The 14015-nt window shown below is 65.7% G+C and carries 15 protein-coding genes and 1 pseudogene; 5 read left to right on the plus strand and 11 right to left on the minus strand.

Going from position 1 to position 14015, the window contains the following annotated elements; genetic code table 11:
* The 5 genes and pseudogenes from ACIBW7_RS34990 to ACIBW7_RS35010 form a co-directional block, all read right to left on the minus strand.
* Positions 1–149: pseudogene (locus ACIBW7_RS34990) on the minus strand (ATP-binding protein); the annotation flags it as partial.
* A complete protein-coding gene (locus ACIBW7_RS34995) occupies positions 130–504 on the minus strand; it encodes a DUF742 domain-containing protein (RefSeq protein WP_397053959.1) in 375 nt (124 codons plus the stop codon). The pseudogene ACIBW7_RS34990 and the gene ACIBW7_RS34995, both read right to left, overlap by 20 nt.
* Entirely contained in the window at positions 501–896 is a 396-nt protein-coding gene (locus ACIBW7_RS35000; RefSeq protein WP_062982063.1) for a roadblock/LC7 domain-containing protein, read from the minus strand. Before ACIBW7_RS35000 ends, ACIBW7_RS34995 begins: the two co-directional genes overlap by 4 nt.
* Positions 874–3312: a nitrate- and nitrite sensing domain-containing protein gene (locus tag ACIBW7_RS35005; RefSeq protein ID WP_397053962.1), complete on the minus strand. Its 2439-nt coding sequence runs from the start codon at positions 3310–3312 to the stop codon at positions 874–876. The genes ACIBW7_RS35000 and ACIBW7_RS35005 overlap by 23 nt, the downstream gene beginning before the upstream one ends.
* 148 nt (positions 3313–3460) lie before the next feature.
* On the minus strand, positions 3461–3829 hold the full coding sequence (locus tag ACIBW7_RS35010) for a DoxX family protein (protein ID WP_397053964.1): 369 nt from the start codon (positions 3827–3829) through the stop codon (positions 3461–3463).
* Between the two features lie 174 nt (positions 3830–4003).
* On the opposite strand from ACIBW7_RS35010, the gene ACIBW7_RS35015 reads away from it, so the two are divergent.
* Complete coding sequence (locus ACIBW7_RS35015) at positions 4004–5557, plus strand: succinic semialdehyde dehydrogenase (RefSeq protein WP_397053966.1); 1554 nt, start codon at positions 4004–4006, stop codon at positions 5555–5557.
* Between the two features lie 152 nt (positions 5558–5709).
* Here ACIBW7_RS35015 and ACIBW7_RS35020 read toward each other — a convergent pair whose 3' ends face one another.
* From ACIBW7_RS35020 to ACIBW7_RS35030, 3 genes are all read right to left on the minus strand, one after another.
* Positions 5710–6114 (minus strand): DUF779 domain-containing protein, encoded by a 405-nt coding sequence (locus ACIBW7_RS35020; protein WP_397053968.1) that lies wholly within the window; start codon positions 6112–6114, stop codon positions 5710–5712.
* The gene (locus ACIBW7_RS35025) at positions 6114–7631 is read right to left on the minus strand and encodes an aldehyde dehydrogenase family protein (protein ID WP_397053970.1); all 1518 of its coding nucleotides are present in this window, start codon (positions 7629–7631) and stop codon (positions 6114–6116) included. The genes ACIBW7_RS35020 and ACIBW7_RS35025 overlap by 1 nt, the downstream gene beginning before the upstream one ends.
* A gap of 87 nt (positions 7632–7718) precedes the next feature.
* Complete coding sequence (locus ACIBW7_RS35030; protein ID WP_397053972.1) at positions 7719–8939, minus strand: transcriptional regulator; 1221 nt, start codon at positions 8937–8939, stop codon at positions 7719–7721.
* A gap of 147 nt (positions 8940–9086) precedes the next feature.
* Here ACIBW7_RS35030 and ACIBW7_RS35035 point away from each other — a divergent pair, with 147 nt between their 5' ends.
* Positions 9087–9512: an MmcQ/YjbR family DNA-binding protein gene (locus ACIBW7_RS35035; RefSeq protein WP_397053974.1), complete on the plus strand. Its 426-nt coding sequence runs from the start codon at positions 9087–9089 to the stop codon at positions 9510–9512.
* A gap of 23 nt (positions 9513–9535) precedes the next feature.
* On the opposite strand, the gene ACIBW7_RS35040 is transcribed toward ACIBW7_RS35035, so the two are convergent.
* Genes ACIBW7_RS35040 through ACIBW7_RS35050 form a run of 3 tightly spaced genes read right to left on the minus strand, consistent with a single transcriptional unit; the run spans position 9536 to position 11724 of the window.
* Positions 9536–10423: a TIGR03621 family F420-dependent LLM class oxidoreductase gene (locus tag ACIBW7_RS35040; RefSeq protein ID WP_397053976.1), complete on the minus strand. Its 888-nt coding sequence runs from the start codon at positions 10421–10423 to the stop codon at positions 9536–9538.
* A 26-nt stretch (positions 10424–10449) separates the two neighbouring features.
* Positions 10450–10665 carry a hypothetical protein gene (locus tag ACIBW7_RS35045; RefSeq protein WP_397053978.1) on the minus strand — a complete coding sequence of 72 codons (216 nt, stop codon included), beginning with the start codon at positions 10663–10665 and terminating at the stop codon, positions 10450–10452.
* 9 nt (positions 10666–10674) lie between these two features.
* The gene (locus ACIBW7_RS35050; protein WP_397053980.1) at positions 10675–11724 is read right to left on the minus strand and encodes an SDR family oxidoreductase; all 1050 of its coding nucleotides are present in this window, start codon (positions 11722–11724) and stop codon (positions 10675–10677) included.
* 111 nt (positions 11725–11835) lie between these two features.
* Between ACIBW7_RS35050 and ACIBW7_RS35055 the strand changes: the two genes are divergently transcribed.
* From ACIBW7_RS35055 to ACIBW7_RS35065, 3 genes are all read left to right on the plus strand, one after another.
* Complete coding sequence (locus ACIBW7_RS35055; protein ID WP_397053982.1) at positions 11836–12450, plus strand: TetR/AcrR family transcriptional regulator; 615 nt, start codon at positions 11836–11838, stop codon at positions 12448–12450.
* Between the two features lie 83 nt (positions 12451–12533).
* Positions 12534–12845 carry a nuclear transport factor 2 family protein gene (locus ACIBW7_RS35060; RefSeq protein ID WP_397053984.1) on the plus strand — a complete coding sequence of 104 codons (312 nt, stop codon included), beginning with the start codon at positions 12534–12536 and terminating at the stop codon, positions 12843–12845.
* Positions 12846–12859: 14 nt separating this feature from the next.
* Positions 12860–14002, plus strand: coding sequence for an alkaline phosphatase family protein (locus ACIBW7_RS35065; RefSeq protein ID WP_397053986.1), 1143 nt, complete (start codon positions 12860–12862; stop codon positions 14000–14002).
* Positions 14003–14015 lie beyond the last annotated feature (13 nt).

Consider the following 14015-nt stretch of genomic DNA (forward strand, 5'->3'; position numbering starts at 1 on the left):
TCTTCGGTGCGTAGTGGTGCGACCTCGCTGATGGAGGACACCATGGTTGTTTTGCCGACGCCGAATCCACCGGCTATGAGGATTTTGACCGAAGCCGCCAGCTGCGGTGTCGCAGCCGGCCGGGTCGGATCAAAGCTTTCGGATGCCATCCAGTACCGCTCGCAATATGTTGAGATCGCCGGGACCCGCGTCCGGCTGCACCGGCGCCCGGAAGATCAAGTGGCCCTCGCCGATCAGATCGCCGACGAGAATCTTGGTCACCGCCAAGGGAAGTTTCAGATACGCCGCCACCTCGGCGACCGACTGTGGTGCGCGGCACAGTCGTACGATATCCGCGTATTCCGGATCTGTCCGCCGCAGGGTGGGCGGCGGATCGGCCGTGACGACCACGGTGAGCATGTCCAGGTCATGGCCTGCCCCCATCACCCGCCCGCGGGTGACCGCATAAGGCCGGACCAGCGGACCGGCCTCGTCGTCGAACCATTGCCCACCGCCGCGTGTCATGGCAAACGCGCTGGGGTGGATAGATAGGTGCCGACACGTTGGACGGTGACATTCATTTCGTAGGCCACCATCCCGAGATTGGCCGACTCGGCCGCCTGTAGCGCCAGGCAGGCGTTGTCGCCGGCGGAGGTCACGAACAGCACCGCACGATCGAGTTCGATCACGGCCTGGCGGACCCCGCCGCCGTCGAAGCGGCTGCCCGCGCTGCGGGCCAGACCGTAGAGGGTGGAGGACATGGCGGCGAAATGTTCGGCGTCCTCGCGGGTCATCGCGGTCGAGCGGCCGAGCAGCAGGCCGTCGGTGGACAGCACCACCGCGTAGCGCACGCCGGCCAGTCGATCTACGAGATCGTCGAGGAGCCAGTTGAGATCACCGGGGCTGGAAGAAGTCACCGTTGCCTTCCTGTTCATCGGAGTGTTTACCGCTCGGTCCCTGATAAGTGCCGAATTGCTCGGCCCGCGCCACTTCGGGCAGCGCGGCATCGGGGACAGCGCGGCGGCCCTGCCTGGTCCCGTTTTCGATGGCGGACATCAGATCTCGGGCCTGCTCAGCAGAGCGCTCCCGCTCCGGCGGCTGCTCCGCTTCGGGCTCGGCCGGGGTCGGCTGCGCCAATTGCGGTGCGATGCTGGCCTGCCGGTTCCGGCGCGGCAGCGCGGGCCTGGTATCCGCGGCGGTCGGCTGCGGCGCCTCGAACGAGGGGCGCGGCGCCGGTGCCTCGATGGCGGGTGGTGCCACCGGGGGTGCGGTGAGCACCGCGGCCTCGGTTTCCGCACCACCGTAGGGGGAGGAGTCGACAAAGGGGACCGGATGTCGTCGCCTGCGCGCCGATTCCAGCGGTTCGGAATCCGTTGTCAGAGTAGGTACTTCATTGGCCAGCAGGGCCGACGGGATGAGCACGATGGCGCGGATGCCGCCGTAATCGGACTCCGAGAGCCGAATCGAAACCCCGTGCCGCGCGGCCAGCTGCGCCACCACGAACAGTCCGAGCCGGGAGTCCGTGGACAATGCCGCGACACCGAAATCCGGTGGATTGCGCAACATCTCGTTGACCCGGGCGATCTCGGACTCGGTCATGCCCATGCCCTGATCGCTGATCTCGACGACTACCCCCTTGCCGACCACATTGCCGCTCAACTCCACCCGCGACTGCGGCGGCGAGAACGAGGTCGCATTGTCCACCAGCTCGGCGAGCAGATGGATCAGGTCGGCCACGACCGCGCCGAGCACATGCGTCTCGGGCAGTCGCGACACACGCACCCTGGCATAGTCGAGGGTTTCGCCGACTGCACTGCGCACCAGATCGATCAGCGGCACCGGATTGCGCCACTGCCGACCCGGCTGACCACCGCCGAGAATGATCAGATTCTCGGCATTGCGGCGTTCGCGGGTGGCGAGGTGATCGAGCCGGAACAGGGTGTCCAGCAGGGCCGGATCCTCCTGGCGGTCCTCGGCCTTGTCGAGAATTTCCAGCTGCCGGTGCACCACGATCTGGCTGCGGTGCGCGATATTCAGGAATACCGCCTTCACACCCTCACGGGTGCGGGCCTCGTTCACCGCGCCCGCTACGGCCGCGGCATGCGCGTGCTGGAATGCCTTGGCCACTTGGCCGATCTCATCGTGGCCGTAATCCAGTTCCGCGGATTCGGCCTCCGGATCGATGAGTTCACCCTCGCCGAGGCGGCGCATCAGCGCGGGCAGGCGCTCATCGGCCAGGGCGAGGGTTTCACCGCGAAGCCGCTTGAGCCGGTTGATGACTCGGTTGGCCAATACGATCGCGATCAAGAACGCCAGCAGGCTGACCACGACGACACCGCCACCGGCCCATGCGGATCGCGCGGTGGCATCGGCGGCCTTGTCCTCGGCCAGCTTCTGCGAGTACTTGTTCTGGGCGATCCACACATCGATCAGTCCGCGGTTCACCTCGGTGGCCGCGCTGTGCCATTCCTGGGTGCTCAACGGCAGGGCCGGCGGCGTCGCCTGTTTGGTGCTGCTCGACGAACTCGACGAACTGGAGTTGCTACTCGTCGTATTGCGTTGGGCCAGTGCGTTTTCCATGGCGCTCAGCTGCTGCCAGGCCTGGCTCGACATCAGCGTGTGCAGGCTCTCCTGCTGATTCGGGTCCAGTTCGCCGGCCAGATTGGCGGCCTCGGCGTGATAGAAGCCGATCTGGTGCAGGAACTCCTCCACCGGAATTGGGGTCGGCCCGTTCGCATTGACGATCATGCCCGCGAGTGCGGTGCTGCGCGACATCGCCTCGGCCACCAGGAATATCCGCATACCGTCGGCGATATGCACGCCGATCTCGGCATCCGGCGCGGACCGCTCCGCGAGCTCGGTGCCGAAGGAGATGATGTCGAGCAGCCGGTTGTAGAAGTTGTAGGCGTCGGCGACCGGCAGCGTACCCGCGTCGGTGAGCGTGCGGACCTGGCTCATCGACGTCGACAGTGTCATGAAGTTCGCGGCGTTGTCGCCGATCTTCGAATCATCCACCGCCCGCAATCCGGCGGAGGCATCGATCAGGCCCTTCAGCGCGCCGTCGAGGCGCATCCGGGCCACACCGAGCGCGGGGGTGGCCGTATCGTCGCCGGTCAGCGCGGCCACCGTGAGTTGACGTTCGCCCTGGACCGCCTCCAGCAATTCGCGGGTAGAGGGTATCGCCTGCTGATTCTGCGACGCCCAGTCCTTGGCCTTATTTCCCTCGGCAACCAGATACCCCGCCGCGCCCACGCCGACCACGAGCAGAGTCAGGCTCGGCACGAGCGCGATCGCCAGAATCCGCGTTCGGACCCCGAGCCTCGCTCTGAACATCGCCATAATCTAAACCAGTTGTGACCATTTCGTTGCTCATGTCCCGCTGAGCGGGACTCGAGTTGACATACCTGCCGTACGTGGGCAGGCCCGTTCGATGAGATGTCGGACCAGCGTCAGCGGGGTGTTCTTGCCGGACTTTTGGGCGTCACAGGCCCGCGAAGCGGCCGATGGCGACCAATACGGCAATGATCAGGATCGTCGTGGTGATCGCGATATTGCGGGGTTCGTGCAGACGGATGTGCGAGCTGATCGCACCGATCATCACCACGGCGAAACCGACCGCCGCCAATGGGGTGAGCACTGGTGCGATCCCGGTCCACCACGGCACGATAATGCCGATGACACCGAGCAATTCGGCGTAGGCGGTCACGCGCACCACCGTCTTCGGGAACACCGCGACACCCGTCTGGCCCATCTCGACCAACTTCTCCTTGGATTGCGTGGCTTTCGCGATCCCGGATGCGGCGAACACGACGGCCAGCACGATCTGTCCGATCCAAAGCGCGATATTCATGATTCCTCCCTCGCTTGGGTTCAGGTGCCCATGAGACAAATCAGCTCTCGCGACCGTGACAGTTTCGGCCGAATAGGCGTTGTCATCTGCCAAACCCTGGTTGTGGCCGCTATGGCTACCGCAGGCGGCGTATGTTGTGTGTATCCCGGGGTTACTCACAAGTAGGAGGCACCGATGCCCGCGCCGAATGCCGAAGTCTTCGACCGCCTGAGTGCGCTCGCCGCGATCGCCGATCCGGACGCTCGTGCGCGCAAACACATCACCGAAACCTTCACCAGCACCGCACTCGGCAGCGTACCCGTGGGCACCGCCGATGACGTGGCCGCCGCACTCGACAAGGCCAAGGCCGCGCAGTCCCGATGGGCCGTGCGCTCGGCCGAGGACCGTGCCGCGGTACTCGAGCGATACCGCGAATTGGTCGTCGAACAGCGCGAATTCCTGATGGACGTGATCCAGGCCGAAACCGGCAAAGCGCGCTGGGCGGCCCAGGAAGAGATCATGGGCCTGATGTTCGCGGCCCGCTACTTCGCCAGGGTCGCACCCGATCTGCTCGACGCGCACCGTGTGCCCGGCGCCTTCCCGGTGCTCAACCGGGCGACCGTGCGCCACCACCCCAAGGGCGTCGTCGGTGTGGTCGCGCCGTGGAACTATCCGATGCTACTGTCCATCGGCGATTCGATCCCGGCACTGCTCGCGGGCAACGCGGTGATCGTCAAACCCGATAGCCAAACCCCGTTCTCGGCACTGGCCAGCGCCGAACTGCTCTACCAGGCCGGACTGCCCCGCGACCTGCTCGCCGTAGTCCCTGGACCGGGCACCGTGGTCGGCACCGCCATCGTGGACAACTGCGACTACCTGATGTTCACCGGCTCCTCCACGACCGGGCGCACCCTGGCCGAACAGTGCGGGCGCAGGCTCATCGGCTTCTCCGCCGAACTCGGCGGCAAGAACCCGATGATCGTCACCCGCGGCGCGAAGCTCGACAAGGCCGCCAAGGCCGCGGTGCGCGCGTGTTTCTCCAATGCGGGTCAGCTGTGTATTTCGATCGAACGGCTGTATGTGGAGAAGGCGGTCGCCGCGGAGTTCACCGAGAAGTTCGTCGCCGCCGTGCAGGCCGCGAAACTCGGTGCGACCTATGACTATTCGACCGATATCGGCAGCCTCATCTCCGAGGCGCAATTGGAGACCGTCTCCAAGCACGTCGCCGACGCGACCTCCAAGGGCGCTCAGGTGCTCGCGGGCGGCAAGGCGCGCCCGGATCTGGGACCACTGTTCTTCGAACCCACCGTGCTCGCCGATGTCACCGACGAGATGGAATGCGGCCGCAACGAAACCTTCGGCCCGCTGGTCTCGATCTACCCGGTCGACAGCGTCGAGGAGGCGATCGGGCTGGCCAACGACACCGAATACGGCCTGAACGCGAGCGTCTGGGCGGCGAGCAAGGACGCGGGGGAGCGGATCGCCGAGCGGCTGCACGCGGGCACCGTCTGCGTCGACGAGGGTTACGCCCCGGCCTGGGGCACCACCGCCGCCCCGATGGGCGGTATGGGCATCTCCGGTGTCGGGCGCAGGCACGGCCCGGACGGGCTGCTGAAGTTCACCGAACCGCAGACCGTGGTAGTCACGCGATTCATGAATCTCGATGCGCCGCCGGTGATTTCGCAGGACAAATGGCAGCGGCTGCTGATGACGCTCACCCGCAGCTTCCGTTTCCTGCCCGGCCGGTAAGACACCGGACCCCGCCGTCCCGGTCTGCAGCGGGACGGCGGGGCATCGCGGTGTCGGCCCAGGGCTGCGGACCCCTGGGCCGATCACCCGTCGGCCGCCCGCGGACGCACCCGCGGGCGTGAATCAGGCACCGGCGACTGCCTTTCCGGCAGTCAACTCATCCGATCGGCTCCCGTGCGCGGTGGCGGTCCCGCAGCCAGCACCGCTGTCTCCTCATCGGTCAGCAGTCGCGATCTGATGATGAACCGCACGCCCTCGGGCGCCTCCAGCGAGAATCCGCTGCCGCGCCCGGTCACCACATCCACGGTGAGATGGGTGTGCTTCCACAGTTCGAATTGATCGCCGCTGATCCAGAATTCGGTATGCCACGGCAGCCGACCCAGCAGTACATCGGCGCCGCCGACCCGAAATTCGCGCACTCCGAAGCACATCGGTGAACTGCCGTCGCAGCAGCCGCCGGATTGGTGGAACAGCACCGGTCCGTGCTGTTCTATCAACCGGCGCAACACTTCTCGCGCCCGGTCGGTGATCGCGACGCGGGCTACTCTGCCATGCATCAGAAAAATCCGAGTTTTGTCGGTGAATAACTGACCAGCAGATTCTTGGTCTGCTGGTAGTGCTCGAGCATCATTTTGTGGTTTTCCCGGCCGATGCCGGACTTCTTGTACCCGCCGAAGGCGGCGTGTGCGGGGTACGCGTGGAAACAGTTGGTCCATACTCGCCCTGCTTTGATCGCCCGGCCCATCCGGTAGGCGGTGGTGATATCCCTGGTCCACACCCCGGCGCCGAGGCCGTAGAGGGTGTCGTTGGCGATCATGGTCGCCTCTTCGACGGTGTCGAACCTGGTCACCGCCACCACCGGGCCGAAGATCTCCTCCTGGAAGATCCGCATCGTATTGGTGCCCTCGAAAATCGTCGGCTGGATGTAGTAGCCACCCGGCAGTCCGTCCACCTTGCGTGCTTCCCCTCCGGTGAGCACACGGGCACCTTCCCGCCTGCCGATGTCGATATAGGACAGGATCTTTTCGAATTGGTCGTTGCCGGCTTGGGCTCCGATCATGGTGGCGTCGTCGAGCGGATTACCGCCCCTGATGGCTCTGGTCCGCTCGATGCAGCGGGCCAGGAATTCGTCGTAGATCGACGAATGGATCAGTGCGCGCGAGGGACAGGTGCACACCTCGCCCTGGTTGAGCGCGAACATCACGAAACCCTCGACGGCCTTGTCCAGGAACTCGTCATCGGCGGCCATGACATCGGGCAGGAAGATATTGGGGCTCTTGCCGCCCAACTCCAGGCTGACCGGGATGATGTTCTCGCTCGCGTACTGCATGATCAACCGTCCGGTGGTGGTCTCACCGGTGAAGGCGACCTTGGCCACGCGCGGACTCGCCGCGAGCGGCTTACCCGCCTCGACACCGAAACCGTTGACCACGTTGAGGACTCCGGGCGGCAGTAGATCGGCGATGAGCTCGATCACCAGCAGAATCGACGCCGGGGTCTGCTCGGCGGGTTTGAGCACCACGCAGTTGCCCGCCGCCAGGGCCGGGGCCAGCTTCCATGCGGCCATCAGAATCGGGAAATTCCACGGGATGATCTGACCGACCACGCCGAGCGGTTCGTGGAAGTGGTAGGCGATGGTGTCGACATCGATTTCGGCGATGCTGCCCTCCTGGGCGCGGATGGCCCCGGCGAAATAGCGGAAGTGATCGACCGCCAAAGGCAGGTCGGCTGCGAGGGTTTCGCGAACGGGTTTGCCGTTGTCCCAAGTTTCGGCGATGGCGAGGGGTTCGAGGCTGTGCTCGATCCGGTCGGCGATCTTGTTGAGGATATTCGCGCGCTCCGCGGGCGAGGTGGCGGCCCATTTCCCGGCGGCGAGGTGCGCGGCTTCGAGGGCCATATCGATATCGGCCGCGGAGGAGCGCGCCACCGAGCAGAAAGTTTCGCCGTCGACCGGTGACGGGTTCTCGAAGTACCTGCCCTCGATCGGAGCCGCCCAGTCACCACCGATGAAGTTGTCGTAACGACTGGCGTAGGTGACGATGCCGGTGGCGGACCCCGGTTTGGCGTAGATCATATGTGGGCTCCTCGCGAATCTTGCCTGCCGGGCCACTATGTCCGGAGAAGGTTGGTGCGAGGTTGGTTCCGCTGTTGCAGGGGTGACTCAAGAGCGCAGCGCGGTGTACAGCCGGGCGACGACCACGGCCCGGCGCACATCGTCGGCGGGCAGCAACCGCAGCGCGTGTTCGTGCACTTCGATATCGCCGGGGGAGCGCTCGCCGAAGGCCACGGCGTGATCGGCGCGGTCACTGGCCAGTACCGCGGTGCGCACCCCGACATCGAGATGGTTGCGCCACTGAAGCACGCCCGGGGTGTCCGAACCGGGCAGCAGCGGTCCGCGGTAGAGCCAGACCGCCGAGGTGGTGTCGCCCGCCTGGATAGCGGCGAGCAGATCGACCGCGTCGCAGGAGACCGGACCGGTGAGCATGTAGCGGCGGTTGCTGATCTCACCGCCGGTGGTGCGCCGCAGATGCGAAACATCTGCCTTGAGCGTGCTGGAAGAGACCGGACGGTCGCCGTATACCGCGGCCTGCAGTTGTTCAGGAGTGAATCCGTCGGGCTCCAGCGCGAGCAGCGCCAGGATTTCCAGGTGACGCGGCGGCAATGGCACCGGCCTGCCGTCGCGGACCAGCCGTGCACCGCCCAGACATTCGAGCCGCACACCGCGCGCCGGTGTCGGTGCGGCCGCCCGCAACATCGTCTCGACCGCGGTGACAAGCGCGCGGACCGAGGTCATCACCATCGGATGCGAACGCTCCCAGGAACTGGACAGATCTAGCGCACCGACCTGGCGGCCGTCAGGTGCGTGGATCGGCGCGGAATAGCAGACCCAGCCGTGTAGCGCGGCGACCAGATGTTCGGCGGAGAACACGGTGGTCGGGCGGTCGCTGTGCAGGGCGAGCGACAATCCGTTGGTACCCATATGGCTTTCGTCCCAGCAACCGCCGGGCGCGAAGTTCACCGCCTCGGCCTGGCGGCGCAGCGCGCGATCGCCGCAGGACCAGAGGATGGTGCCCGCGGCATCGGTGACGACCGCGAGATAGCCGGAGTCCTCGGAGATGTCGCGCAGATCACCGGCTAGCTCGGTAATCGGCTGGCGCAGTGGCGATTCGGTCCAGCGATCGCGGACATCGCCCAAACCGGGCGCCTCGGTGCAATTCGGATCGACGGTCGTCAGCGAACGCTGCCAGGACTGGATGACCTCATTGCGTAGCGAGGTCGAACCTGCGGGTATGCCGAGAGTGCTACTCGGAGCCGTCGCCCAACGCGCCCATTCTTTTTCCAGTGCGGCCCGTTGTTGGGTGAGGGTGCGGAATTGTGCCACCTCGTCAACCCCATCGTCAGTGTGAGCTCACATTCGCTATCTCATGATGGCGTACGCATATAGGTCGAGTCGAGAGTTCGACGGTAAACCGACCGTCCGCCATTGAAGATTCGACTCCGCTGTGCGATCGCGGTCTACGCTGCTGATATGGCGAAAGTTTCGCGACGGGCCAAGGTGGCCGACGTGCACGAACTGGCCACCGGCATGCCGTTCGTCAACCGGGTGGACGGACCGCACGGCAATGCGGTGTACCAGGTCGGCGGCAAATCCTTCGTCTTCTTCCGCAATCCGCGCCCCGACGCATTCGACCCGGACACCGGTGAGCGCTATACCGATGTGATCGTGATCTGGGTGCCCTCGGAGTCGGACAAACTAGCACTGGTGCAGGATCCGGATTCACCGTTCTTCACCACCGGACATTTCGACGGACATATGTCGGTCCTGCTGCGCGGCAGCCGCATCGGTGAACTCAGCAAGCAGGAGTTGGCCGATGTCATCCAGGACGCCTGGCTGAGCCGGGCCTCCCGTAAACGGGCGGCCGACTGGCTGGCCGCGCACAATGTCGCGGACTGACCTGCGGTGGCATGTCTGCGAATTCAGCGCAGCAGTTCGATTACCGCGCCCATCGGCTCCATACTGCTCTCGAGCACCGAGACGTAGCTGAATCCGAACCGTTCCCGGCGCTCTTCCAACTGTCGCGCCATTTCCTTCGGCGTGCCGATCAGCAGGGCGGGCAACTCCTCTGGCCGGTCGGCGACATCGGTGGGCAGATGCGGCCCATACAGTTCCAGTGCGGCCGACCGTTCCTCCGGTGGAATTACGCGCTGCAGCAGGATATTCAGCTCGACCTCCTCGGCTCGTGACCCGAGCAACTCCCACAGGTACGTCATCCGCGCATCGGTGGCAGCGGGCCCGACGAACTGCAGCGGTCCACCGTTGTACGCCGGAGCGGCGCCGGGCAGCGCGATGACATCGGCATATTCGGACGCCACCCGCAACAGCCGATCGCCCCAACCGGCAATGACCAGTGGCGGACCCGAGGCCTGTGCGGGCCGGGGCTGATACTCGGGATCGGCGAACAACCGCCGCAATGTCGCGGCGGTCGCCGCCAGCTGCTCGACCCGCTTGCCTGCGCTCTCGAAAGTGATTCCGGCCGTTTCGAATTCCTCCCGGACATATCCGGCTCCGAGTCCCAACTCGACCCGTCCATCGGTGAGTAGATCGGCCGTCGCGGCCTCGCGCGCCAAGAGAGCCGCGTTGTAGAACGGCGTATTCAATACGAACGTCGTCAGCCGAACCCGCTCGGTCGCCTCGGCCGCGAGAATCATTGCCGGAAACGGTGCGGGCAAACCCAGATGGTCGGCCACACCGACCACGTCGTACCCGAGTTCCTCGGCCCTGCGACACTTTCGTATCCATTCCGCCCGCGAAGCGGGAGCGAGCAGAGTGACACCGAACCGGAACTTGCGTCGCGCAGTCGTCACCCTTCCTGTCTACCAGGCCGAACCGATCAGCACGGCGCGATCGCCAGTCCCACCCAAACCATCCCGGCCGAGGTCACTACCGCCGCCAGCACCGGCCCCGGTCGGCGCAACCTGGCCGAACCGACGATCCGGCGCAACGCATTTCGCCATTGCGGCGCATCGGATTTCGTCTCCGGTGTCCGCCTGCCCAAACAGCGTCGGACCAACCCGATGGTGCCGATGATGAGTGTCGCGATCAGCATGGCCCCGCCCTACGCATTCACCGCTGTCCGATGCGCCGACGCACCGGCAGCCCGCGGCACGATGCCGAATTCGATCAAACTCTCCGCGGTATCCAGCACCGTCTCGCGCACCGGCCGCATCGACCATCCGAGCTCACGCCGAGCCTTCTCGCAGCTGAGCTGCTCGGTACGACCCAACGTCGGCACGGTCAATCGAATCCCCTTGTCGAACAAGGCAATCGCTCGCACGAGAATATCCGGGATCACGCGAGTCGGTACCCGGTATCCACGCGGCCCGAACTCCTCGGCCAACGTCCGCCCCATATCCGCCATCCAGACATGTTCGCCCGCGCAGATATACCGATTCCCGACCGCTTCGGGAGCCTCCAACGCCAGCCGATGCGCCACCGCGAGATCCCGCACATCCACCACTGCCCATCCCACCCGCGGTGAACCCGGCGCATCGCGGGCGAGCAGTCGGCGCACCGGCTCGTGCGAGGTGCTCGTCGCCGCGGATTGCAATGGTCCCAACACCATTCCGGGATTCACCACCACCAGATCGAGATCCGAATTCGCGGCGAAATCCCATGCCGCCCGTTCGGCCAGCGTCTTGCTCTTCTGATAGGCCGCACTGCGTTCGACCACCGACCAATCGGCCTCGGTGCGTACCGCATCCGTCTCGTGGCCATAGGTGATCGCAGCGATCGAGGAGGTGAGCACGACCCGCTGAACACCACCGTCGGCACACGCCCGCAAAACCCGCAATGTCCCGTCGACCGCGGTATCGATCAGTTCCCGTTCGTCGTCCGGTGGCGTCGCCGGAAACGGTGATGCCACGTGCAGGACGGACGCGCAGCCCGAAACGGCGGCCGCCCACCCCGCATCGTCGTCGAGATCCGCCGCCACGAACTCCAACTCACCGCCGAGTCGATCCGCAAGTGCCACCAGATGTGCGCGTTTATCCGCTTTTCCGAGGTCGCGAACCGTGCCACGCACGGCATATCCGTGCTCGAGCAGTTCGGCGATGACGTGTCCGGCGACGAATCCTGTTGCGCCGGTGACGAGTACCCGTGAGCTCATATGCTTACCCGCTTCGAAGGAGGGAATGCGGCCAGCCCATCTGAGCGCCGCTCAGATAATCTAAGCACTGCATAGTTAGGCTGTCCAGCAGGCGTCGAATACGCTCGATTGGTGACGCGGACCAGTTACCACCACGGCGCGCTGCGCGACACGCTCCTCGCTGCCTGCCTGCGGCTGATCGAGACCGAGGGCCTCGGTGCGGTGAGCCTGCGTCGGGTGGCCCGCGAGGCGGGCGTGAGCACCGGCGCGCCGTACCACCATTTCGCTGATCGCTCGGCCCTGCTCGCCGCACTGTCGACCCAGGGTTTCCGACAGCTCGGCAGCGACTTGGCCGACGCCCGAGCCGCCGCCGAGACACCGCTGCAAGCGTTGACCGCGCTGGCCGAAACCTATGTGCGGTTCTCCCAGGAAAATCCCGGCTACTTCCGTCTGATGTTCCGCCCGGAACTCTCGCAACCCGATAAGCATCCGGATGCCAGTGCGGCCGGCGACGCGGCCTTCGATGTCCTCGCCGACACCATCGCCGAAGCCGTCGCCGCAGGATTGCTACCCGCCGATAAAGCCGACACGCTGGCCATCATGTGGTGGAGCCTGGCGCACGGCATGGCCTCGCTGTGGCTGGACGGTCAGCTCGAAAAACGCAGCATCCAACTCGGCACCACCGCGCCGACGCTGGTCGAGGACATCATGCGCACTTTCACCGCGCTCGTCGGCCCGAGCGCGTGACACCCGCGCGAGCGCGCGCCACTAGAGTGAAGCCGAACGTTTGCTCCTCCGATGCACCCGCACTCTTCGAGAGGGATGTTCCGATGACACAGCAGCTCGATCCCACGGTCCAGGAATTCGTCACCGCGCTCAACGACAGCGATCAGGACCGGTTCTACGCCATTCTCACCGACGACGCCACCATGTCCGATGACGGCGTGGAGCGCAACCTCGTCCAGTGGACCGACTCCGAGATCTTCGTCAGCAATGGGCGCATGAATGTCGAATCGGTCGGCGACAACGGCACCGAACTGGTTGCCGACTACACGAATTCCCGCTGGGGTTCGATGCGCACCGCGTGGCGCTTCACCGTCCGCGACGGCAAAATCAGTCGATTCGAGACCGGCCAGGCCTGAGTACCCTCGAGTCCGTGTTCATCACGCCCCGTTACGGCACGGGCTCCCTGGCTGATCTGTTCCCCTCCCTCCTCGCCGGGCTCGGCGTGCCCGGCGAGGTCGACCGGCTCGGCCTCGAGCTCGCCGCCGACCGGATCTGCGTGCTGCTGATCGACGGTCTCGGCGCGGATGCACTCGCCGCGAATTCCGATGCGGCGCCATTCTTGTCGGCACTGGCGCAGCGCACGCTGACGGCCGGCTTCCCGAGTACGACGACGGTCAGCCTGAGCTCACTCGGCGTCGGCGCGCCGCCCGGCGAACACGGGTTCACCGGATACCTGATACACGTGCCCGGCTACGACCGGCTGGTGAATGCGCTGACCTGGCGGCTACACGGCGCGGGACCGAAGATCGACCTGCTGCAGGATCTGGTGCCGGAGCAATTCCAGCCCACCGCCACGGTTTTCGAGCGCGCCGTGGCCGACGGTATCGCGGTGGCCCAGGTGGCTCCGCGACTGCAGGCAGGGTCCGGGCTGACCAGGGCGGTGCTGCGCGGCTGCGAATTCCGCCCCTATGTTTCCGTCGGCGATTTCGTCGACGGCGTCGCCACCGCATTGCGCGCGGGCCCGCGCTCGCTGGTCTACGCCTACCACGGCAACCTCGATACGACCGGTCATGTGCGCGGACCATCCTCGGACGCTTGGCTTTTGGAGCTCGCGCACGTCGACCGGCTGGCCGCCACCATCGCCGAACATCTGCCACCCGATGCCGCGCTCATCGTCACCGCCGACCACGGCATGGTGGAACTCACCGACCGCGTCGACTTCGACAAGACCGAGGTACTGCGCGAGGGTGTACGGCTACTCGGTGGCGAGCCGCGCGCCCGCCACGTCTATACCGTCGACGGCGCGACCGTCGATGTGGCGGCGACCTGGCGGGAATACCTGGGCGCCGACTTCGATGTCGTTCCCCGCTCCGAGGCGATCGATCGCGGCTGGTTCGGTCCCACCGTGGCACCGCATATCGTCCAGCGCATCGGCGATCTCGTGGTCGCGGCAAGTGGTCCGCGCGGTGTCGTGCGCACCGGTGCCGAACCGCTCGAGTCCATGCTGATCGGCCATCATGGTTCGCTCACATCGGCGGAGATGAATGTGCCGCTGCGCACGTTCCGACCGTAATCGTGGCGTTGCC

The sequence above is a fragment of the Nocardia sp. NPDC049526 genome (assembly GCF_044465765.1).
GTDB lineage: Bacteria > Actinomycetota > Actinomycetes > Mycobacteriales > Mycobacteriaceae > Nocardia.